The organism is Vreelandella hamiltonii, from assembly GCF_014651775.1.
GTDB classification, from domain to species: domain Bacteria; phylum Pseudomonadota; class Gammaproteobacteria; order Pseudomonadales; family Halomonadaceae; genus Vreelandella; species Vreelandella hamiltonii.
Map to the genome: position 1 here is coordinate 1 of NZ_BMXN01000036.1, position 22,312 is coordinate 22,312.

Sequence of the window (22,312 nt, forward strand, 5' to 3'; positions counted from 1 at the left end):
GATGGTCATATCGCCGCATAGGTGTGCCGAATGATGCTGTGCACTATGCCAGAAAAATCAGGTGGTTGTCGACAGGCTATCCGCAACCACCTGAATAGTTACAAAATTATAACATCGAGTGTTATTTTTTTAACGTTGATTTGCAAGTATTGTCACATCAACGCTGCCAGGGTGTTTCATGCGCCTCATGGCGGCAAACAGAGTGGTAGGGGAGTGGAAATTCGCGGGGCGCTGGCTCAGCATAAGCGTTACCTGAGCGCTGAAACCCGATAACAAGATGAATCACAAGGAGATGCCTGTGAATGACCGGAGTGCCCAGCGCCTGGCCATGCTGCAAGAAGCCCTGGCAAGCGGGGGAACCCTGCACCTGCGCGATGCCGCCGAGCTGTGCGGAGTATCGGAAATGACCATTCGCCGAGACCTCGCCACGCAGCCATCTCCCTTGAGCCTGCTGGGGGGACGGCTGGTGATGGCCAGCTACCCCGGCGTGACGCCGGTCTACGACCTCACCGAGCAGCAGGCCAGCCACTACCATGTCAAACATCGTCTGTGCCAGCGTGCCGCCAGTTTCATCGACGAAGGCGACACGCTGTTCATCGACTGTGGCTCCACGTTGATTCCCTTGCTGAGCCAGCTCAGCCACTTCCGCGAGCTGACCGTGGTGACCTACGCGCTGAACGTGGCCAACACGGTCGCCGCGCTGCCCAACGTGCGGCTGGTGCTGCTGGGGGGGCTGTTTCACGCCTCGTCGCAATCCTTCGGCAGCGACGGCATGCGGGATGCCATCGAACGGCTGGGCATCAACAAGGCGCTGATTTCAGCGGCAGGGGTAGACTGCGAACGTGGAGTGAGCTGTTTTCACTTCCATGAAGTAGCCCCGAAGCAAGCGGCGATTGCTACCGCCATGCAGCGGTTGCTGGTGGTCGATGCCAGCAAGTTCGGCATCGTGCGGCCCGCCTATTTTGCCTCGCTGGCCGATTTCGACGTGGTGATCACCGACGACGAACGCGCCCCTGGCCTGCTGGAAAACCATCCCGCCAGCTCCCTCAGCATCAGCGTTGCCTAACACATTTGGCCGCACCTGGGGTGCGGCAAAGCGCCTCTTTCTGATTGACGGAGATCAATAGAAAATACTTTAGTCTTAATTTATACACGCAACGTGTGGTTAAGACTCGCTACCTACCCCTCCCGGTAGCGCATACCTTTCCCGGAGCACGTCAACCCTCGACGGTTTTGGGAAATGTATGGGGTAATAGTTAGCTTGCTACTTAGCTGGCTAGTTAGCCAGCCAGCAGCAGGCTGTATCAGCCACTCTCTCACGAGACTACACCCATGCAATTACCTACCCTTTGGCGCAGACGAGGCATTCTTGTGCTCGTTGTGCTGTGCCTGCTGTTGGCGGGCTGCAGTTCTGCATTGCTGGACCCAAAGGGGCAGATTGGCGTCGAGCAGCGCTCGCTGATTCTGACCTCCTTTGGGCTGATGCTGATTGTGGTGATCCCGGTGATCGTCATGACGCTGCTGTTTGGCTGGCGTTATCGGCGCAGCAACAGCGTTGCCAAGTACCTGCCTGACTGGGCCCACTCCAATGCCATCGAGGCAGCGGTGTGGAGCGTGCCTTGCGTGATCATCGCCGTTCTCGCCTTTCTTACCTGGAAAACCTCGCACTCCCTTGACCCCCACAAGCCCATCGAAAGCAGCGTAGCGCCCATGGAAATACAGGCGGTGGCGCTGGACTGGAAATGGCTGTTCATCTACCCCGAGCAGGGCATTGCCAGTGTCAATGAAGTGGCCTTCCCGGTGGATACGCCGGTGCGCTTCAGGGTCAGCTCTGGTTCGGTGATGAATGCGTTCTTCATTCCCCACCTGGGCAGCCAGATCTACGCCATGGCGGGCATGGACAACGACGTGCACCTGATCGCCGATGAAGTGGGCGTCTACCCAGGCCGTTCCACCAATTACAGCGGAGCCGGTTTCTCCGGCATGACCTTCGACGCCCACGTGACCTCGCCAGCCGACTTCGATGCCTGGGTGGCCAACGTGCGTGAAGCAGGCCAGACCCTGAGCTACCCCGAGGGCTACAACGCCCTGGCGGCCCCCAGTGAATACCACCCGGTCGAACACTACTCGGCAGTGGCACCCGCCCTGTACGAAACGATTCTGACCAGCTTCCACGGGGGTGGTGAAGGCCACGGCGGCCATGGTGGCCACAGTGACCATGCGGCACATAGCGACGCCGTAGGTGAAGCCCACGACAGCCATGGTGAAAGCGGTGAACTAGAGAGTGCCCAGGTGGCCTCCCATCACGCTGCCTATGGCCACGTTACCAATCAGCACGCTAGCGATGAGCACGCCATGAGCGGCCATCCTGACAGCGTAGAAGCCGGGGGTTGAACATGTTTGGAAAATTGACGCTCGACGCTATTCCGTATCACGAACCGATCATCATGGTCGTGGCGGCGTTCATGGCGATTGGCGGTGCGGCGCTGCTTGGCGCGCTCACCTATTACCGCAAGTGGGGCTGGCTGTGGAACGAGTGGTTTACCTCCGTCGACCACAAGAAGCTCGGTATCATGTATTTTGTGGTGGCCCTGGTCATGCTGCTGCGTGGCTTTGCCGATGCCATCATGATGCGTACCCAACTGGCCATGGCGGCCGGGGGTGCCGCAGGTTATCTCCCTCCTGAACATTACGATCAGATCTTTACCGCCCACGGCGTGATCATGATCTTCTTCGTTGCGATGCCCATGGTCATCGGCCTGATGAACCTGGTGGTGCCACTCCAGATCGGCGCCCGCGACGTGGCTTTTCCGTTTCTCAACAACTTGAGCTTCTGGCTGTTTGCGGTCTCTGCGGTGCTGGTGAACATCTCACTGGTGGTGGGGGAGTTCGCCAAGACCGGCTGGCTCGCTTATGCGCCTTTATCGGGGATAGAGTTCAGCCCTGGGGTGGGGGTCGATTACTGGATATGGGCCTTGCAGATATCCGGGATAGGCACGACGCTCACCGGTATCAACTTCTTCGTCACGATCCTGAAAATGCGCACCAAAGGCATGACGCTGTTCCGCATGCCGATCTTCACCTGGACATCGCTGTGCGCCAATATCCTGATCATTGCCTCGTTCCCCATTCTGACCGCGACCATTGCCCTGCTGACGCTGGATCGCTACTTCGGTATGCACTTCTTCACCAATGACTTTGGCGGCAACATGATGATGTACGTCAACCTCATCTGGGCCTGGGGCCACCCGGAAGTGTACATTCTGATCCTGCCCGCCTTTGGCGTGTTCTCGGAAGTCATCGCGACCTTCGCCCGTAAGCGCCTGTTCGGTTACAAGACCATGGTGTGGGCCACCGTGGCCATCACGCTGCTGTCGTTCATCGTCTGGTTGCACCACTTCTTCACCATGGGCGCCGGGGCCAACGTCAATGCCTTCTTCGGCATCATGACCATGGTCATCGCCATCCCCACCGGGGTGAAAGTGTTCAACTGGCTGTTCACCATCTTCCGTGGCAGCCTGGAGCTGACCTCGCCGGTGCTATGGACCCTGGGGTTCATCATCACCTTTACCCTGGGCGGCATGACCGGCGTGATGCTGGCGCTGCCAGCAGCCAACTTCGTCCTGCACAACAGCCTGTTCGTGATTGCCCACTTCCACAACGTCATCATCGGCGGCGTGGTGTTCGGCATGATGGCGGGCCTGACCTACTGGTTCCCCAAAGCGTTCGGCTTCACGCTGAGCGAAAAGTGGGGCAAGCGCTCGTTCTGGTGCTGGTTCATCGGTTTCTACGTCGCCTTCATGCCGCTTTACGTGCTGAGCTTCTTCGGTGCCGTGCGTCGCATGCAGTCCTACGCCAACCCCGAATGGCAGCCCTGGATGATTCTGGCCTGGGTGGGTGCCGTGATCATCATGATGGGCATTGCCTGCACCGTAATTCAGTTCTGGGTCAGCGTGCGCGACCGCAAGCTCAATGCCGACCTGACCGGCGACCCCTGGGATGGCCGTACGCTGGAGTGGTCCACGTCTTCCCCCGCGCCGTTCTACAACTTTGCCCGTTTGCCGGAAGTGGGCGACATCGACAGCTTCTGGTCGCAAAAACAGCGCAGTAACGAACAGCTCGAAGACGCGCCCTACACCGATATCCACATGCCCCGTAATACCGTGGCCGGTCCGGTGATCAGCCTATTCGCACTGGTGCTGGGTTTTGCGCTGGTGTGGCACATCTGGTGGCTGGCGGGCGTCGGTGCGCTGGGCGTGGTGGTGAGTTTCCTCGCCCGTGTGTTCAACGATGACATCGACTACTACGTGCCCGCTGCCGAAGTGGAGCGTATCGAGCGTGAACATCAGCGCCGCAAAACCTCGGCACCCAGCAGCGCTGTCGATAGCGAACAAACCAACTATGTGGAGGCGCGAGCGTAATGGCCACGGATACCTTGCATCACGGGGCCACTGCAGAGCCCCACGAACATCACGATGCCGCAGGCACCAAGGTCTTCGGCTTCTGGGTCTACCTGATGAGCGACCTGGTGATCTTCGGGTCACTGTTTGCCACTTATGCCGTGCTCATGAAGGGCACGGCGGCGGGGCCTACGGCTGCCGATATTTTCGAGCTGCCGTTCGTGCTGGTCGAAACCTTTCTGCTGTTGTTCAGCAGTTTCACTTTTGGAATGGGCGTTTTGGCCATGAATGCCGAGCGGGTGGGGCAGGTCAAGGCGTGGCTGGCGGTCACCTTTGCCCTGGGGGCTGCCTTCGTCGGCATGGAAGTGTATGAGTTTCATCACCTGATTCATCAAGGGTATGGGCCAGACCAGAGCGCGTTTCTGTCGTCGTTCTTTACCCTGGTGGGCACTCACGGGCTGCACGTCACGGTGGGGCTGGTATGGATTCTGGTGATGCTGGTGCAGCTTTCCACCAAGGGCCTGACGCCCATGACGCGCCCGCGTATCCTGTGCCTCAGCCTGTTCTGGCACTTCCTGGATATCGTGTGGATCTGTGTGTTCTCGTTCGTCTACCTGATGGGGGTGCTTTGACATGAGCCAATCGTCATCACATTCAGCAGCGCATTCAACGACTTCCCATGGAAGCGTTAAATCGTATGTTGTCGGGCTTCTGCTATCTTTAGTGCTAACCGTGATTCCGTTTGCGGTTGTCATGAGCGGTGCGCTAAGCACCGCCACGACGGTGGTGGTCATCGCTGTAACAGCCGTGCTGCAGATTCTGGTCCAGCTGGTCATGTTTATGCATATGAATACCAAAGCCGACGAGGGGTGGAATCTGATGTCCTTCGTTTTCACACTGACGATACTCGTCCTGGTGGTAGGGGGCTCTTTATGGATCATGCAGCATCTGCATCTCAACATGATGATCGGCTGAACGTGGCACCGAGCCGCTGGCGAGACCTGCTGGCGCTCACCAAGCCGGGTATCATTGGCGGTAACTTGATCGCCACGCTGGGGGGCTATTTTCTAGCCGCCCACGGCACCTTCGATGTCGTCACGTTTGCCTCGGTGATGCTTGGCATTGCGCTGGTCATTGCCTCGGGCTGTGCCTGCAACAACGTCATCGACCGGGATATCGATGCACTGATGGCGCGTACGCGCCATCGCCCGCTCGCCAAGGGGCGTATCTCGATTACCCAGGCACTGGGTATTTCGGCGCTGCTGGGCGTGGCGGGGGTCGTGTGCCTGGCATTGGGCACCAATGGCTTGACGGTGGCGCTGGCGGTGATTGGCTGGGGCGTGTATGTCGGGGTCTACAGCCTCTACATGAAGCGCCACTCCGAGTACGGCACACTGGTGGGCAGCCTTTCCGGGGCCATGCCCCCGGTGGTGGGCTACTGTGCCGTCACGGGGCAGTTCGATAGTGGTGCGCTGATGCTACTGGTGATTTTCTGCCTGTGGCAGATGCCGCACTCCTATGCCATTGCGATTTTCCGCTATGCGGACTATCAGCGGGCATCAATCCCGGTACTGCCGGTGGTACACGGGATCAAAATGGCCAAGCATCACATCCTGGGTTACATCGTGGCGTTCATTCCCGCCTCGCTGGCGCTGGTCTTGGCCAGTCAGGCGGGGATGGGGTATCTGTGTGTGGCGCTGGTCATGGGCGGCTACTGGCTCTACCTGGCACTACGCGGCTATCGGTTAGATGACGATGTTCGCTGGGCCAAGAAAGTGTTTGGGGTCTCCATTCTGACGATCACCGCGATGAGTTTGGTGATGGTGCTGGAAGCCATGGTGCCCATGTGGGTGTAATGCCTAACAACGATTGAACCTGACGCAAAACCTGAAACGCCCCGAACAGTGAACTGTTCGGGGCGTTCTTTTTAGCGCGGCTTTCAGCGGATACGTATACCGGGCTCGGCGAAAGCCTAGCCTTTCCGCTGGCTGGCCTGGATTGCGGTGAGGGCGATGGTGTAGACGATGTCGTCCACCAGGGCGCCGCGGGACAAGTCGTTCACCGGCTTGTTCAAACCTTGCAGCATGGGGCCCACGCTGACCACTCGGGCGCTACGCTGAACGGCTTTGTAGGTCGTGTTGCCGGTATTGAGGTCGGGGAACACGAACACGGTGGCCTTGCCCGCCACGGGGGAATCGGGAGCTTTCTGCTTGCCCACGCTTTCGATGGCGGCGGCGTCGTACTGCAGCGGGCCGTCGATGGCCAGGTGCGGCGCGCGCTCCTTGGCGATGCGGGTCGCTTCGCGGACTTTATCCACGTCGGCGCCGGTGCCGGAGTCGCCGGTGGAGTAGCTGATCATCGCCACCCGGGGCTCGATACCGAAGGCCTCGGCAGAGCGCGCGCTCTGCAGGGCGATTTCCGCCAGGGTTTCGGCATCCGGGTCCGGGTTCACCGCGCAGTCGCCGTACACCACCACCTGCTCGGGCAGCAGCATGAAGAAGATCGACGAGACCTGATTGTACTCCGGGGCCGTCTTGATCAGCTGAAACGCCGGGCGAACGGTGTTGGCCGTGGTGTGTACTGCGCCCGACACCAGGCCGTCCACCTCATCCAGCTGCAGCATCATGGTGCCCAGCACCACGTTGTCCTGAAGCTGCGCTTCGGCGGTCAGCTCGTTGAGCTTGCCTCGGCGGCGTTCGACCATGGGGTCGATGTAGCTGGCGCGGGTGCTTTCCGGGTCGATGATGGTCAGCGTATCCGGCAGCGTCAGGCCACGGTGATGGGCCACGCTTTCGATGTCTTCCCGCTTGCCCAGCAGGACGCAGTCGGCAATGCCACGGCGCTGGCAGATGATGGCGGCTTCGATGGTACGCGGCTCGTCGCCTTCCGGCAGCACGATGCGCTTTTTGGCCTGTTGGGCCAGCTTCACCAACTGATGGCGGAACGCCGACGGCGAGAGGCGGCGGGTGTAGCCACGGCTCAGCTTGGCTTTCAGCCACTCCAGGTCCATGTGTGCCGCTACGTAGCGTGCCACCTGCTCGGCGCGCTCGAAGTCGTCCATGGGAATTTCGCTGCTGAGCTGGCTGAGGTTCTGAGCCGTGGTCAGGCTGTCGGTTTCCACCGCCAGCACCGGCAGGCCGGTCTTCAGCGCTGGGCGGCACATCTCGATCATGCCGTCGTTGGGAATGAACCCATTGGTGAGCAGCACGCCCGCCAGCTGGGTGCCGTTCATGGTGGCCAGCGCCGAGGCCAGCACCACGTCGTCACGGTCACCGGAGGCCACCACCAGGCTGCCGGGCGTGAAGATATGCAGCGCGTTGGCGGCGCTGCGGGCACACAGGCTGGTCGACAGCACGCGGCGCTGTGCGGCGTCCCCTTCGTTGAGCACCTTGGCGTTCAGTGCCCGCGCGACGTCCAGCGTGCGCGGGGCGCTCAGGGTCTTGCTGTAGGGCACCACGCCAATCAGGTGGAAGCTATCGGTGGCCAGCGCCGGGGAGTAGCGGCGCAGCTCGTTGAGTACCGGCTCTTCCAACTGCGGCTTGATGGTGCCGGGGGCGGCGGAAAGGTCGTCCTCCTGCCCATAGGGCAGGTTTTTCATGCGCATCAGAATGCCGCCCAGGGTGCGGCTGGAGCTGACGCCGCCAAAGCTGCGGGCGTGCATGTCCAGCTCTTCCGCCAGGTGCTGGGGCTCGTTCAAGTCGCCGGTGCCCACCAGGATGATGCGGGCGTTCAGGGCATGCGCCAACTGCGCGTTGGTCTGGGTCGCGTAGGTGGTGTGCTGAGTCGGCACGACGCCTTCCACCACCACCAGGTCCAGAGCGCTGCCGTCACGGTACGCCTGCTGGGTGACCTGCTCGTAAAGCTCGACGACGTTTTCCATCAGCTCGTCGGTCTGGTCGTCGCGCAGCAGCCGCTCCAGGCGTGCCTGGGAAATAGGCGAAGGCGGGCGCTGGTTCAACGTCCGCGAGACCAGCGCCGTCGAGCGGTCAAGGCCCGGGCCGTTCAACTCGTTCTGCATGAACGGCTTCAGAAAGCCGGCTTTCAGGCCAATGGTGTCCAGCGCCTGAATCAGGCCCAGACAGGCCGAGGTCAAGCCTGCCCCCATGCTGGTGGGGACAAGCAGAATGGCTTGGGGTTGCTCGGAAGAGCTGTTCATTCAAGGGGTCTCCACGCAGTAGCGGGTTTCCATGGCAATGCGGCCCTCTTCATCGGTGGGGATCACCCACACTTCAGGGCCGTTATGGCTCGCGGTGTCCAATTTGCCTTCCTTGCCGCGAATGGTCGCTTCGTTGGCGGCTTCGTCCATGCTGAAACCGAAGTGGGGCAGCAGCGCCAGCACTTCACGACGTACGATAGGCGAGTTTTCGCCAATACCGCCAGTGAAGATCACGCCGTCTAACTTAGGTAATGCACAGGACAGCGCCGCCAGCGACTTGGCGATGCGGTAGCAGAACACGTCCAGCGCCAGCTTGGCACCGGGGTGGCCAGCCACGGCCTGGTCTTCCACTTCACGCATGTCGTTGGTCAGGCCGGAAAGGCCCAGCAGGCCGCTTTGCTTGTTCAGGACGTTATCGATCTCTTCCACCGACCAGCCCAGTTGGCGATGCAGGTGGGCATGCAGGCCGGGGTCGACGTCACCGCTGCGGGTGCCCATCACCAGGCCTTCCAGCGGGGTAAGGCCCATGCTGGTATCCAGGCTCTGGTTGTTCCACACGGCGCTGGTGGAGCAGCCGTTGCCCAGGTGGGCGGTCAGCCAGCCGCCTGCACCACGGCTGCTCAGTTCCCCGGCGCGCTGGCTGACGAACGCATGGCTGGTGCCGTGAAAGCCGTAGCGGCGAATGCCATGTTCGGTGTACAGCGCTTCCGGCAGCGCGTAGCGGTAAGCGCGGGGCGGCAGTGTCTGATGGAAGGCGGTGTCGAAGACGGCCACCTGGGGCAGCTCGGGAAACACCTTGCGCGTGGCGGCAATACCCGCCAGATTGGCAGGGTTGTGCAACGGGGCCAGGGCTGCGGTGGTTTCGATGGCGGCAATCACGCTGTCGTCGATCAGCGCCGCCTGGGTGAAGTGCTCTCCTCCGTGCACGATACGGTGGCCCACGGCACCGGGAACGCGGCCTTCCAGGCGCTCCAGAATGGCGTTTAGCGCTTCGGCGTGGTCGGCGCCGGGCAGCGGCTGGGCGAAGCTCTCACCGGCGCTGTTCTTGCCTTTCAGGCGAGCGTCGCTGCTGCCCAGGCGTTCCGCCAAACCGGCTAGACGCGGTGCCTGAGGGTCTGAATCAATCAAAGCGTATTTAATGGAAGAAGAGCCACAGTTGATAACCAGCACCGGTGCGTTCATAACAACCTTTGTAAAGTAGTCAGGAGGAAAGGGGGATAGACTTTAGTTTAACATGCGGAGACTGAGAAAATCAGCGAAGAATTTAGTTAGCCTTCTATGTAAAATGTCGTCATCCTGTTCCTTATATAACCTAACGTGAGCCGTTTTGTTCCTATGTCGTCGATTTCAAGCCCCGCGCTTTTGCCCCGTCATCTCGCCATTCTGCTGATGATGTGTGTGGCCACCATGTTCGCCGCCAACCACGTGTCGGCGCGGCTGGCCTTCGATAACGGTACGGGGCTGCTGCTGGCGGTATTGATGCGTTCAGGGGTGGCCTGCGTCATCCTGCTGAGCCTGTTCGTGCTGCAGAAAAAGCGCTTCTGGCTGCCGCCCGGTGCCTGGCGCTGGCAGCTGGTGGTGGGGCTATTGATCACCCTGCAAAGCGTCAGCCTGTATTCCGCCGTGGCTCGCCTGCCGGTGGTCATTGCCCTGCTGCTGGTCAACACCTTTCCCATTCAACTGGCGCTGCTTAGCTGGGCGCTGGGTGGCCCCAGGCCTTCGCTGCGCAGCTGCCTGATCATGGGCACCATACTGATTGGCCTGCTGGTGGTGCTGGATATTCCCAGCTGGTTGGCCAACGCCAATGCCATGGGCCCCGAGTGGTTGGCAGGCATTGGCTTTGGGCTGCTGGCGGCGTTTGCGTTTGCCTGTGCGCTGTGGATCACTGAGCACCGCCTGGCAGGCGTAGGCAGTACCCTGCGTAGCCTGCTCACCATGCAGACCGTATTCGTGGCTATGATTCTTGGCGGGCTGCTGGGGGCAGTGCCCGGCGGCATGAGCCTGCCCGACAACAGTAGCGGCTGGGTAGGGCTCATCATGCTGGCACTGCTTTACGGCAGCGCGTTTTCGGTGCTGTTCATCTTCGTGCCCCGCCTGGACATGGCGCGCAACGCCCCCGTGATGAACTTCGAGCCGGTGGCTTCGCTGCTGATCGGCTACCTGGTACTGGGACAAATGCTCAGCCCCAGCCAGCTGCTGGGCGGCGCGGTGGTGGTGGGGGGCATCGTGGTGCTCAGCCTGTCGAAAGGCCGCTAGCCCACGCCACCGGGCGCCGAAAAAAGGAAATTATATGCAAAGCGTGGGGCGGCATTTGCGTTCTCTCGGGGGTTGAGCCACACTTGCTCAGCGTAAGGAAACACTGTTTCTTAACTGAGGTGAACCCCATGAAAACGTCCGTTCTTTCCCTTGCCTCTGCGGCACTGCTGGTAGGCGCCGGTACTTTTGCGGCATCAGCTCAGGCCCAACAATCTTTCCAATACCCACAAGGATACGTGGGTGGCGATGCCATGTTCTGGAGCCTGGACCCCGACCGCGGCTCATCCCGCGACGATGTAGGCCTGCGCCTGCGCGGTGGGGCTCAGTTCAACGAGTTTTTCGCCTTGGAAGGCCACCTGGGCACAGGCGGCTCTGATGGCAATGTAGAGCTCGATTACCTGGCCGGTGTTTACGCCAAGGGTATTCTGCCCGTCTCGCCGGATGTACGCCTCTACGGCCTGGCCGGTGTCACTGAGGTCGATTTCGACCGTGACCGTGAAAGCGGCTTCTCCTATGGCGCTGGCGCGGAAGTGGACATTGCCGACAACCTGGCACTGGGCGCCGACTACATGCGCTACCTGGACAAATCCGCGTATGACTTCGATGCCGCCAGCATCGGCCTACGCTATCGTTTCTGACGCTACGGCTGCTGGCATCACCATGTACAGGTAACGACCTGACAAACTCGTATCAAGGGAACCCCGCCCCGCTGATCTGCCGACACAGGCAGACAGCGGGGCTTTTTGTTTGGCAGGTAAGTCAAGCCAACGTGCATTGCAGGCATGCCTAATTCTGGTTAACCTTGTTGCCCTTTACAGATGCTCGATCATAACGAAAACGAAGGGAACAGAATGAAATCAACGATGAAAGGCTTGGCGGCAGTGGCTGCACTAGTGGTAGCGGGTAATGTACAGGCACAAACTTATGATCCCGGTTACCCGCAAGGGTATGTGGGTGCCGATGCGATAGTATGGAACCTTAATTTTGATGGCCTGGATGCTGCTGGTCTTGATGTTAATAGCGCTGAGGCTGAGATCCTTAGAGAGCTTGGCCTGAATGTCGATGAGCTGAATAACGATTTTCGCTCAGAAGCACTGCGCCTGGTGGCAGGTATCAAGTTGGATCAGTATTTGGCAGTCGAGCTTCACGTTGCCACCGGAGGCTCTGATAACAACGGTGGCTTGGGGGTTGAGTTGGATTACCTGGTCGGTGGCTTTCTAAAAGGCATCGTGCCTATGGGTGACCGCGCACGCTTGTTTGGCCTTCTGGGATATTCAGAAGTCAAAATGACCGCGAGTGCCTTGGGGGAAAGAAGCAGCGGCCGAGACGATGATATCTCGTTCGGCGCAGGCGCTGAGTTCGATGTATCGGAAGCCGTATCCTTGACCGGGGATATTACCCGCTACATCAGTAACTCAGATTACGACCTGGATGCCTACAGCATCGGCTTACGCTACCGCTTCTAAGTCTTTAGACACCTCCCAGTAAAACGACTAGCCCCCAGGCCGCCATCATGGCGGCCTGGGGGCTTTTTGTTGAGTCCTACCTTATTGTATGCATAACAATATTGTTAGCCTGCTAATTATTTTGTTAGACTAAAGTATTCCTTCTGATGCTTTCCTTGGGGCTTCCCGAGGGGCAGTGAGTGAGTACGCCAATGACTCCTGATCAACGTTTCAGCCGCTGGGTACGTATTGCGCTGGCGGCGTTTGCGGTGCTGTTCGTCTATTTTCTGGTGGCTGATAGCTTCATGCCGATGACCCCAGAGGCGCGGGTGATGCGGCCGGTGACCCAGATAGCCCCGGAGCTGGGCGCGCCCGTGCAGGCGGTACTGGTGAACGACCACCAGCGGGTAGCCGCAGGGGACGTGCTGTTCCGGCTGGAGCCAGCACCGTTCGAGCTGGCCCGGCAGCAGGCCTTGCTGAACCGCGAGCAGGCCGAGCAGGAGAACGCGCGACTGCGGGCAGAGCTGGCGGCGGCCAGGGCATCGCTGGTGTCTGCTCAGGCAACTCTGGAGGAGCGCAGCGGTGAACGTCGCCGGGCCGAGGCGCTGCTGGGGCGGCAGGGCATCTCCCGCCAGCAGTACGACCAGCAGGTGGCCGCCGAGCATACCGCCCAGGCGGCCGTGACTTCCGCCCGCGCACAAATCGATAGCCTGGAGGTGCAGCTGGGGGAGGAGGGCGAGGCCAATCTTCGCCTGCGCCAGGCCAACAATGCGCTGGCCCGCGCCGAGCTGGACCTGGAAAGAACCCAGGTACGCGCCCGCGAGGCGGGCGTGGTGGCCAATCTGCAGCTTCAGCCGGGGGATTATGTGCCAGCGGGGCAGCCGGTGATTGCGCTGGTGGCCGACCGAGCAGAGATCGTCGCGGACTTTCGTGAAAAGAGCCTGCGCCATGTGAACGTGGGCGACGAGGCTCAGGTCGTGTTCGATGCCTTGCCAGGGCACATTGCCAAGGGCCGCGTTACCGCCCTGGAGGCGGGCGTACGCGAAGGGCAGCTGGCAGCCGACGGTCAGTTGACCAGCATTCCTACCTCCGACCGCTGGGTAAGAGATGCCCAGCGCATGCGCCTGCACATCGCGCTGGACGATCCCTTGAGCACCCACCTGGCCTCACTACCCCCCAGCGGAGCACGGGCAACGGTGCAGCTATGGCCGGGCCAGCATGCCCTGGCGGCGCCCTTCGCTTGGCTGCAGGCGCACCTGGTGAGCTGGCTGCACTATGTCTACTGACATATTTACTAACACGGTTTACTGACATGCCTACGTCTATGGTTCGGTTTAGCAGGCGGCTCACTCACCGATTCAAACAGGGTTTCCGTCATCCGCCCAAGGCGCGGCCCGCGAGCCGCCTGGACCAGAACGGCCTGCGCCAGTGCGTGCGCGTGGCGGGGGGCGGGCTGCTGGGGTTCGTGGTCAGCCAGCTGATGGGCTGGAACTACGGGGTGTTTTTCACCGTATTCCCGATGTTCCTGCTGGGCATGGTGCCTGTATTGAATGCTGGCATCATCCGTCAGTTTTTGGCCAATGGCAGCCTCAACGCGCTGGAGGTCAGTGTGGTGGTGGGGCTGTTGAAGCACATGCCGGTGGTGATGACGCTGGTGGTGCTGGGGCTGTTTCTGCTGCGCTTCTCCTTGATGGCCAGAGGGCCGCTGTTTCTGTTCGGTGCCAACGGCGTCCTGACGCTGAGCATACTGCTGCACTTTGCCAGCTACCCCAGCGTAGACCTGGGCGATTTGCTGGCCAGCAACCTGATGGCCAGCGTGCTGGCCGTGTTCATCGCCATGCTGATGCATACCCTGTTCCCCGATACCGAGCCCCGCCAGCCGCCGCCCAGGGCGGCCAAGCCCGTTGCTCAGGTGCGCCATGAAACCCTGCTGGGCGGGATCACGGCCACGCTCTCGTTCGTGGTGTTCCAGGTGTTCGACCTGCAGGGGTCGCTGTCGGCGCAAATGGCCACCATCCTGATTCTGTTCACGCTGGGGTATCAGGGCGCTCGGGTGTCGGCGGCCAAGCGCGCCGTGGGCACCTTGCTGGGGTGCAACCTGGCGCTGGCCATGCAGCTCGTCCTCTATACCCAAAGCCACCATTTCCTGCTGGTGATACTGCTCTATTGGCTGGGGCTGATGTTGTTCGCCCGCGAGCACATTCTGGAAGGCGGCGGCTCTGGCATCGGGTTTGGCGGCTTGACCACGCTGGGCATTCTGTTCGGGCAGTCGCTTGGGCCTCAGCAGGACCTGGTGTACAGCGCGCTGTACCGCTTCTCTTCCATGAGCGTGGCGCTGGTGGCAACGCTGGTAGTGATGGCGTGCGTGCAGCGGGTGCTGAACCGCTTTGCGGCCACTCGGCTTGCTTGAAGGCCGCTTGAACAGGCACCAGGCCTTTGCAAAAAAGAAAATGGGCAACTTTGGCAATACCCGCTACGCTGATAACAGGCCGCACGGTCAGGTAGACCCGCAGTACAGCGGCCGCTTCCCTACTAACGGATTAGAGGTGTTCGTCATGGCAGGTACTTCAGATAAAGCAAAAGGCACAGCCAACAAGGCAGCAGGCAAAGTGAAAGAGGCGGCTGGCAAGGCGACGGGTAGCACCAAAACCGAAGCCAAAGGCAAAGCGCAGCAGGCCAAGGGCGAACTGCAAAAAGGCAAGGGAGAAGCCAAGGACAAGCTCAAGAAGTAATACGACAGCCACCGAGTATGTATTCGTTGCCGGATGGCTAGCCCCAGGGCCAACCGTTCAGGTTATCGATCCGGCGGCCAATACTCTTTCAAAAACAACACCGGAGCCCTTGGGCTCCGGTGTTGTTTTGTGCGAGCCGTCAAAGGGGCCAGCAGGCTTAGGCTTTGTACGAAAACTGCCTACGCTCGCCCATACGGCGTTAAAAATCGGCTCAAAGTACTCATTTACACCTTGTAAACTCCGTCTTTTCGCCGATTTTTGCCTTGTCTGGCCATCGCTCGCCGACCTTTCGTACAAAGCCTAGTGCCCGTGAGAGACGCCGGTGCCGCCCACCGCCACGATATTGAACGGCTTGCCTTCCAGGGCCATCTCATCGACCTTTTCGAAGGTTTCCGCACTGACGAAGTGCAGCGTTTCGGTAGCGGGGTCGGTGACCACGATATGCTCACCCGCCACGGCAATGCGTGGGCGCGGGTCGTTCCAGTGGCCATCCATGGAGTAGGGCTCGGTCAGGCGCAGCGACTGGGTCAACTCGCCGTTCAGCACATCCAGTTGATGCAGCTGGCCATCTTCGGTGAACACATAGGCGTAGCGGGCGCGAATCGGGTCCACCGCAAAGTGCACGCGACGGGTAGGCAGTTGCACCAGCTGGAAGCCTTCTTCACCTTCGGTGGGGTCGACCAGCAGCACGCGGTCTGGCCCGTAGTTACCCAGGAAGTACTGTAGCCCGGTGCCGCCCAGCAGGGTGGAAGCACTGCCTTCCGGCAGAGAACTCGGGTAGGGCAGATGGGTGATCTGGGGCGTGCCGTCTTCCGTGGCGATCAGCAGCAGGCCGGTGTGGCAAGCCAACGCATAGAGGCTGCCAGAGCCCGCCGAGCCGTGCAGCCCAGGGCACGCCACTTCGTCGCCGACCAAGTTGCCATCGCTATCCAGCACCTTCGCACTGACCGGGCGTTGAGACGCATCTTCCGGGTTGACCACCGTCACTACCGCATGCTGGTGGAATGGCACGGCCACCCCGTGGTGCGCTGCCTCCACCGGCACCGTACGAATCTCGGGGGAGTCTGCCAACAGGCTGCTTTCGGTGAACAGGCGGGCTTCGTCTTCACCATCGAACCACTGGGCAATGTAGCCCTGGCGCTCGACGAAGTGGGCGGGGCGCTCCCCTTCCAGAACCGTGCTCAGCAGCGCCGGGTCGGCCACCTCGATATCGGCGTGGTCGCCGTGGTCATGGAAAGCGATGCCGGTATTGATCACCGACACCGTGTTTGCTGCCCCTTGCACGGCAAATACCGCCTCGCCGCTACGGGTGCGATGCAGCGCCGCCGGGCCTTCCAGCTCGAAGGTGTCCAGCAGCGACTTCTCCGTGGCGTCGATGACGTGGACCACGGCATCCTGCTGGTCGGCGACCACCAGCCGCCAGGCCGTGACGTTTTCATCGTCGCCATGGCTGTGGCTATGGCTATGGGAGTGGTCGTGGGCCTGCACGGCGGCACTGCCTACCGCGAAAGCGAGCGCGGTCAACGCTTTGCCTACAAACATCGGGGTCATCGTTTCTCTCTCCTTGAGCCCAGAAGGGGCGTGGTTAATCACCTGGGTGGCTACTGCAGTGCCGTGACCAGGGTGTCGACGTTATGGCGCATCATGTCGAGGTAGCTGGCCGCCGGGCCATCCTCCCGCGACAGCGCGTCCGAGTAGAGGGTGCCGCTGAGCGACAGGCCGGCCTCCTGAGCGATTTGCTCGACCAGCCGAGGGTTGGAAATGTTTTCGGCAAATACCGCCACGGCGCTCTGCTGCTCGATGGCATCGATCAGCTTCGCCACATGGGCGGCGGTGGCTTCGGATTCGGTGGAGACCCCCTGCGGGGCCAGAAAGCGCACGCCGTAGGCCTCTTCGAAGTAGCGAAAGGCATGGTGAGCCACCACCACGGTACGCCGGGATTCGGGAATCGTGGCGATGCGCGCGTGGATTTCCTGCTCCAGCGCTTCCAGGTCCTGTTCGTAGCGCTGCTGGTTGGTGCGGTAGGTATCGCAGCCTTCCGGGTCCGCCTCGCAGAAGGCGTCGGCAATGCGCGCGACATATGCCTTGGCATTGGGCACCGACTGCCACGCGTGGGGGTCATAGGGCGCTTCATGGAACACCGCCCGGTCGCCATAAAAGTGGTAGTGCCCGCCCATGGGGTCTTCGAGATGCACCGCGTGCTCCGAGACGGTGACCACGCTGGCTTCGGTACCACTGGCCTCGATCAGACGGGTAAGAAAGCCCTCGAACATTAGGCCATTGATGAGCACCACGTCTGCCTGCGCTACTTGGCGAACGTCGGCGGGGGTGGGCTCGTAAACGTGGGCGTCGTCGTTGGCGCCCACGATGCTGGTCAGCGCGATGCGTTCGCCGCCGACCTGGCGGGCCAGGTCTTCGATGATCGAGAACGAGGCCACCACGTTCAGGGCGGGCTCATCGGCCATGGCGTTCAGGCTACCCAGCGCCATCATGCCCGCCGCCAGCAGAGAAGGTACGCGTTTCAACAGACCCACGGTAAGGCTCCTTGATTAAATGTATATGTTATAACATAACAAAAAAGAAGCCGAACATCAAAGGGGCCGAACATCCAGTGGGTTGCTCCCCCCGCCCGCAGGCGGGGGGAGAGCGGTCAGACCTCCTGGTACAGCTCGCTGCCTTCCCGGCGGAACTTCTCCGCCTGCTCCTGCATGCCTCGCTTCACCGCCTCGGCGTCGCTTTCGCTGGCGTTTTCCGGGGTGCGGTCGCGGTAGGTGTCGCGCACTTCCTGGCTGATCTTCATGGAGCAGAACTTCGGCCCGCACATGGAGCAGAAGTGGGCCACCTTGGCGGAATCCTTCGGCAGGGTTTCATCGTGGAATTCCCGGGCGGTGTCCGGGTCCAGGCCCAGGTTGAACTGGTCTTCCCAGCGGAACTCGAAGCGCGCCTTGGAAAGGGCGTTGTCGCGCCGCTGCGACGCCGGGTGGCCCTTGGCCAAATCCGCCGCGTGGGCGGCAATCTTGTAGGTGATGATGCCGGTTTTTACGTCATCCTTGTTGGGCAGGCCAAGGTGCTCTTTCGGCGTCACGTAGCAGAGCATGGCGCAGCCAAACCAGCCAATCATCGCCGCCCCAATGCCAGAGGTAATGTGGTCGTAGCCGGGGGCGATATCCGTCACCAGCGGGCCGAGTGTATAGAAGGGCGCTTCGTCGCAGTACTCCAGCTGCTTGTCCATGTTCTCTTTCACCAGGTGCATGGGCACGTGGCCGGGGCCTTCGATCATCACCTGCACGTCGTGCTTCCAGGCAATGTGGGTGAGCTCACCCAGGGTTTTCAGCTCCGCCATTTGCGCTTCGTCGTTGGCATCGGCAATGGAGCCGGGGCGCAGGCCGTCGCCGAGGGAGAACGCCACATCGTACTGCTTGCAGATCTCGCAGATCTCCTCGAAGTGGGTATACAGGAAGCTCTCCTGATGGTGATACAGGCACCACTTCGCCATGATGGAACCGCCACGGCTGACGATGCCAGTGACGCGGTTGGCGGTGAGCGGCACGTAGCGCAGCAGTACCCCCGCGTGGATGGTGAAGTAATCCACCCCCTGTTCCGCCTGCTCGATCAGCGTATCGCGGAAGATCTCCCAGGTGAGGTTTTCGGCAATGCCGTTGACCTTCTCCAGCGCCTGATAGATGGGCACCGTGCCAATCGGCACCGGCGAGTTGCGGATGATCCACTCGCGGGTTTCATGGATGTTCTGGCCGGTGGAGAGATCCATGATGGTATCCGCACCCCAGCGGATGCCCCAGGTCATCTTGTCCACTTCCTCTTCGATGGAAGAGGTGACCGCCGAGTTGCCCAGGTTGCCGTTGATCTTCACCAGGAAGTTGCGGCCAATGATCATCGGCTCGCTTTCCGGGTGGTTGATGTTGTTGGGAATGATCGCCCGGCCACGGGCCACCTCATCGCGCACGAACTCCGGCGTGATCTCCTTGGGCAGGCTGGCGCCGAAGCTCTGGCCCGCATGCTGATGGCCCAGAATGCGCTCTACTTCTGCCGTTCCCAACGCCTGGCGGCGCTGGTTTTCCCGCAGGGCGATAAATTCCATTTCCGGCGTGATGATGCCCTGGCGGGCGTAGTGCAGCTGGGTCACGTTCTTGCCCGCTTTCGCCCGGCGGGGTGTGCGGGTCAAATCAAAGCGCAGCTGGGCAAGGGTAGGGTCGTTGGCGCGGCGCTGGCCATACTGGCTGGTGGGGCCATCCAAAAACTCGGTGTCATTGCGCTCTTCGATCCAGGCCCGGCGCAGCTCCGGCAGGCCCTGGCGCAAATCGATGCAGGCGTTGGGGTCGGTGTAGGGGCCGGAAGTGTCGTACACCAGCAGCGGCGGGTTCTGCTCATCCACGCCGCTGGTTTTGGTGGGCGAGAGGGTAATTTCCCGAAACGGCACGCGAATATCTGGCCGTGAGCCTTCCACGTACACCTTGCGCGAGCCGGGCAGTGGGGCCACGGCGGCGGCATCGACCTGGGCGGTTTCGGCTAAAAAGTGCGCGGTTCTGCTTTTGACGGTCTTGGTCATGACGGTTGCTCTGTGTTGTAGGAGGTTATTCAGAAAGGTCTAAACCCATCTGCCAGAAGTCGATTTCCAGGCGGGTGGCATCGCGGAAGATCTTGCTCAGCTCAGCAAAACGGGCAGGGGTGACATCCGCCAGGCGGGCATCGAGCCACGCAAGCTCGGCCTGCATGGCGGCCTGGAACTCCTCGCCTTCGTACATGGCGATCCAGGCATCGAAAGGATTCTGCTCGCCGCGCAGCGTAGAGGGCTGCGCGTTCAGCCAGTTGGCGATTTCGCCGTAGCCCACCAGGCACGGGGCCAGCGCCACGTGCAAATCGAGCAGGTCGCCGCGGTTGCCGGTGTCCAGCACATAGCGGGTGTAGGCCAGCGTAGCGCGGGCTTCGGGAAGTTCGGCAAGCTCCTGCTCGCTGATGCCCCACTCCTGGCAAAAGCCCACGTGCAGGCCCAGCTCCACATCCACGATGGCTTTCAGGCCCTCGTGGGCTTGGCGCAAATCCGCCAAGGTAGGGCTTTTGTAAGCGGCCAGCGCGTAGGCGCGGGCGAAGTGGATCAAGAACAGGTAATCCTGCTTCAGGTAGTGGCGAAACGACGCCTCAGGCAGCGTGGCGTTGCCCAGCTGACGCACGAAATCGTGCTCGATGTAAGCGCGCCAATCGTTCTGGCAAGCGGTGGTGAGATCGGTAAAGCGGTAGCCCATATTGAATGCCTCCGGTGGTACAGCGAACCGGCGCACGGGCGAAAGGAGAGTGAGTTGGGGCAAGGAATCAGGTGAACACGGCGCACCCCAACCACCGCTTGATTCCTACGCCGGTACTAGCCGGATCAGGTTCAACGGGCCCCGCCGTGACGACTTGCTGTAGCAGCCAGCCGTATAGCGATCTCAGCCGGTTCCACCGGCACCCCGTCAAGCAGTATTCAGCGCAGTGTAGGAGGCGGGTGGGGGAGATGCAAGGGTAGGCTATTTTATTGGGCGCACAGAGGTGGTCTGCCGTGAAAGCAATGAACGACAAGAAAAAGGCGATGGCGTTGAGTGGTTGATTCTGTGTAGCCGCTGCCACGTGCCTTTCGATTGCCAGATACTCCAAAAATTGCCGTACTTCATGACCTGTTAGGGTGGTAGGGTGACGTAAATTATTGAGCCAAATGCAAAATCGAATCCAGTAACATTAGGTTTTTTCGGTGCGTAAGCTATAGCGCTTGACTCTCATGGTTGCCTTGACGCGTTCCATCAGTTTCATGGGAGAATGCCTCAACAATACTGTTTATAAAAACAGTATTGTTGAGGTGAGCAAAACGCGCAAGCCCGCGAATTTGGCTACATCGCCAAAATTCTCTTTGCACGCTGTAGAATCAATGAGGTAGATTCAATTTGGTGGCTATGAAACCTCAGTCATTGTGATGGCACGTTCATTGAGGTTTCATGGCAGGGCGTATAATCACTGTTAGGATTTTCCATGAGCGAGTCATCTAGGAGATGGGAGGATTTTCTTAATCCTGAGATCCTCAAAACGAAACTGATCTCCGCTTCGATATATCTTGCGGCATTCGAGATTCTCAAGGACTCTATCATAGAGCGGATTGAGACCTTCTTCACCGATGGTTTTGGGCCGCAGGGCAATATTCTCTCGCCAGAGTATGAGGCCGAGGTTAAATCCAGACACAAAAGCAAGGTCAGAGCCTCCCTCGAATGGCTGAAGGAGCAAGAAGCAATAACTGCAGAGGATATTGAAGCATTTGATAAGATCCGTGAGTCTAGAAACGAAGTTGCTCACGAAATGCCCAATCTTCTTGGAGGAGAGAGCTCTGTTAATTTTGCTCAGCAGTTCGAGCAGATGGTGGCTTTGCTGAGAAAAATCGAGGTTTGGTGGATTGTAAATTTCGAACTCGCTATTAACCCAGACTTCCGGGATGCTGAGATCGATGAAGACGGAATTATTCCAGGGCCTCTCCTGACATTGCAGCTAATGCTTGAGATCGCACTGGGCGACCCTGAAAAGGCATCCTACTACTATGACGAATTCCGAAAACGGTCCAATAAATTCTAACCAGTGGCAGCAGTCGGAATGTTTTTCCGCTCCTGCGTCGCTCCAAAGCGTCCGCTGTGCCAAGCGTTAGGGCTTAAGGTCACCTCAAGAATTTTGGTATATGGACAATAAAGAGATAGAAGAAAAGGTAAAGAGCTATTTTAAAAATGCATGTAGTCGATTAGATCGAGTTAGATATTCACAAGAAAGTGCATATGTTGACGCACTTATTGGACGGCTAGATGGAATACTGGATTTTGGAGATGGAAACGGTTCAATAGTATTTAAGCCTACAATCGTCGCAGATCGAGGGCCGGGGAGTGCGGAAAACTTATATGGCGCAGATTTTGCGATTGTTTTTGAGAGTGAGAACGTTGATAAGCCGATAAATAAGGCCATTCTATCGCAAGCTAAAAATGGCAATGTGCAGCAACTTGCAAAGGCGGAGTCAACTAGGCTCGGTGAGCAATGTGAAAAGATGGCCCGTTTTACAGATTCTTATATTGTACTAGAAGCACCGAAAGATGATGGTGCTGTACCAACTGTCAGGATTGGAACTCCCATTAATAAATCTTGGGAAAATATCCAAATGGGGCTAGATGATTATTTTCTAGAGCTAGTACTCTCTTGTACCTGAATCCGTGAAGCCGGCGCCGACACTTTCCCTATCACCGCCAGCGAGCACTTTTTGATCATTCGCCCCGTGCAAGTTGGCTTTCGCAAGCCCGTTATTGC

At 59.8% G+C, this 22,312-nt stretch carries 20 protein-coding genes, 1 pseudogene and 1 riboswitch; of the genes and pseudogenes, 14 read left to right on the top strand and 7 right to left on the bottom strand.

The genetic code is table 11. From position 1 onward, the window contains the following. Positions 1–298: 298 nt before the first annotated feature. The 6 genes from IE091_RS17495 (at position 299) to cyoE (ending at position 6,256) form a co-directional block, all read left to right on the top strand. Positions 299–1,066, top strand: a complete 768-nt coding sequence (locus tag IE091_RS17495; protein ID WP_039176710.1) for a DeoR/GlpR family DNA-binding transcription regulator — start codon at positions 299–301, stop codon at positions 1,064–1,066. Between the two features lie 266 nt (positions 1,067–1,332). Then, positions 1,333–2,394, top strand: a complete 1,062-nt coding sequence (gene cyoA, locus IE091_RS17500; RefSeq protein WP_189464243.1) for a ubiquinol oxidase subunit II — start codon at positions 1,333–1,335, stop codon at positions 2,392–2,394. Positions 2,395–2,396: 2 nt separating this feature from the next. Next, entirely contained in the window at positions 2,397–4,421 is a 2,025-nt protein-coding gene (gene cyoB, locus IE091_RS17505; RefSeq protein ID WP_039176706.1) for a cytochrome o ubiquinol oxidase subunit I, read from the top strand. Further along, the gene (cyoC, locus tag IE091_RS17510; protein ID WP_039176704.1) at positions 4,421–5,032 is read left to right on the top strand and encodes a cytochrome o ubiquinol oxidase subunit III; all 612 of its coding nucleotides are present in this window, start codon (positions 4,421–4,423) and stop codon (positions 5,030–5,032) included. Before cyoB ends, cyoC begins: the two co-directional genes overlap by 1 nt. Position 5,033: 1 nt before the next feature. After that, complete coding sequence (gene cyoD, locus IE091_RS17515; RefSeq protein ID WP_096922473.1) at positions 5,034–5,375, top strand: cytochrome o ubiquinol oxidase subunit IV; 342 nt, start codon at positions 5,034–5,036, stop codon at positions 5,373–5,375. Then, entirely contained in the window at positions 5,333–6,256 is a 924-nt protein-coding gene (cyoE, locus tag IE091_RS17520; RefSeq protein ID WP_189464244.1) for a heme o synthase, read from the top strand. Before cyoD ends, cyoE begins: the two co-directional genes overlap by 43 nt. A gap of 116 nt (positions 6,257–6,372) precedes the next feature. On the opposite strand, the gene pta is transcribed toward cyoE, so the two are convergent. Beyond that, positions 6,373–8,556 (bottom strand): phosphate acetyltransferase, encoded by a 2,184-nt coding sequence (gene pta, locus IE091_RS17525; RefSeq protein ID WP_039176699.1) that lies wholly within the window; start codon positions 8,554–8,556, stop codon positions 6,373–6,375. Then, on the bottom strand, positions 8,557–9,738 hold the full coding sequence (locus tag IE091_RS17530; RefSeq protein ID WP_189464245.1) for an acetate/propionate family kinase: 1,182 nt from the start codon (positions 9,736–9,738) through the stop codon (positions 8,557–8,559). It abuts the gene before it with no gap. A 153-nt stretch (positions 9,739–9,891) separates the two neighbouring features. Between IE091_RS17530 and IE091_RS17535 the strand changes: the two genes are divergently transcribed. The 6 genes from IE091_RS17535 (at position 9,892) to IE091_RS18685 (ending at position 14,989) form a co-directional block, all read left to right on the top strand. Then, positions 9,892–10,812, top strand: coding sequence for an EamA family transporter (locus IE091_RS17535; RefSeq protein WP_189464246.1), 921 nt, complete (start codon positions 9,892–9,894; stop codon positions 10,810–10,812). A gap of 128 nt (positions 10,813–10,940) precedes the next feature. Further along, positions 10,941–11,450 (top strand): porin family protein, encoded by a 510-nt coding sequence (locus IE091_RS17540; RefSeq protein ID WP_039176693.1) that lies wholly within the window; start codon positions 10,941–10,943, stop codon positions 11,448–11,450. 213 nt (positions 11,451–11,663) lie between these two features. After that, entirely contained in the window at positions 11,664–12,278 is a 615-nt protein-coding gene (locus IE091_RS17545; protein ID WP_189464247.1) for an outer membrane beta-barrel protein, read from the top strand. Between the two features lie 191 nt (positions 12,279–12,469). Next, entirely contained in the window at positions 12,470–13,543 is a 1,074-nt protein-coding gene (locus tag IE091_RS17550) for an HlyD family secretion protein (protein ID WP_096922475.1), read from the top strand. 26 nt (positions 13,544–13,569) lie between these two features. Next, complete coding sequence (locus IE091_RS17555; protein WP_229800889.1) at positions 13,570–14,667, top strand: DUF2955 domain-containing protein; 1,098 nt, start codon at positions 13,570–13,572, stop codon at positions 14,665–14,667. 7 nt (positions 14,668–14,674) lie between these two features. Continuing rightward, entirely contained in the window at positions 14,675–14,989 is a 315-nt protein-coding gene (locus IE091_RS18685; protein ID WP_373294923.1) for a CsbD family protein, read from the top strand. Between the two features lie 300 nt (positions 14,990–15,289). On the opposite strand, the gene aztD is transcribed toward IE091_RS18685, so the two are convergent. The 5 genes and pseudogenes from aztD to IE091_RS18690 form a co-directional block, all read right to left on the bottom strand. After that, complete coding sequence (gene aztD, locus IE091_RS17565; RefSeq protein ID WP_189464248.1) at positions 15,290–16,540, bottom strand: zinc metallochaperone AztD; 1,251 nt, start codon at positions 16,538–16,540, stop codon at positions 15,290–15,292. A gap of 50 nt (positions 16,541–16,590) precedes the next feature. Continuing rightward, positions 16,591–17,523, bottom strand: a complete 933-nt coding sequence (aztC, locus tag IE091_RS17570; protein ID WP_229800890.1) for a zinc ABC transporter substrate-binding protein AztC — start codon at positions 17,521–17,523, stop codon at positions 16,591–16,593. 116 nt (positions 17,524–17,639) lie between these two features. Next, positions 17,640–19,556: a phosphomethylpyrimidine synthase ThiC gene (gene thiC, locus IE091_RS17575; protein ID WP_229800891.1), complete on the bottom strand. Its 1,917-nt coding sequence runs from the start codon at positions 19,554–19,556 to the stop codon at positions 17,640–17,642. A 25-nt stretch (positions 19,557–19,581) separates the two neighbouring features. Beyond that, positions 19,582–20,250: a thiaminase II gene (gene tenA, locus IE091_RS17580; protein ID WP_189464249.1), complete on the bottom strand. Its 669-nt coding sequence runs from the start codon at positions 20,248–20,250 to the stop codon at positions 19,582–19,584. 85 nt (positions 20,251–20,335) lie between these two features. Continuing rightward, positions 20,336–20,467: riboswitch (TPP riboswitch) on the bottom strand. Between the two features lie 105 nt (positions 20,468–20,572). Continuing rightward, positions 20,573–20,710 (bottom strand): annotated as a pseudogene (locus IE091_RS18690) (phage integrase N-terminal SAM-like domain-containing protein); the annotation flags it as partial. Positions 20,711–21,007: 297 nt separating this feature from the next. Here IE091_RS18690 and IE091_RS17590 point away from each other — a divergent pair. Together IE091_RS17590 and IE091_RS17595 are read left to right on the top strand one after the other, a co-directional pair. Then, complete coding sequence (locus IE091_RS17590) at positions 21,008–21,598, top strand: hypothetical protein (protein ID WP_189464250.1); 591 nt, start codon at positions 21,008–21,010, stop codon at positions 21,596–21,598. A 100-nt stretch (positions 21,599–21,698) separates the two neighbouring features. Then, complete coding sequence (locus tag IE091_RS17595) at positions 21,699–22,214, top strand: hypothetical protein (protein ID WP_189464251.1); 516 nt, start codon at positions 21,699–21,701, stop codon at positions 22,212–22,214. Positions 22,215–22,312 lie beyond the last annotated feature (98 nt).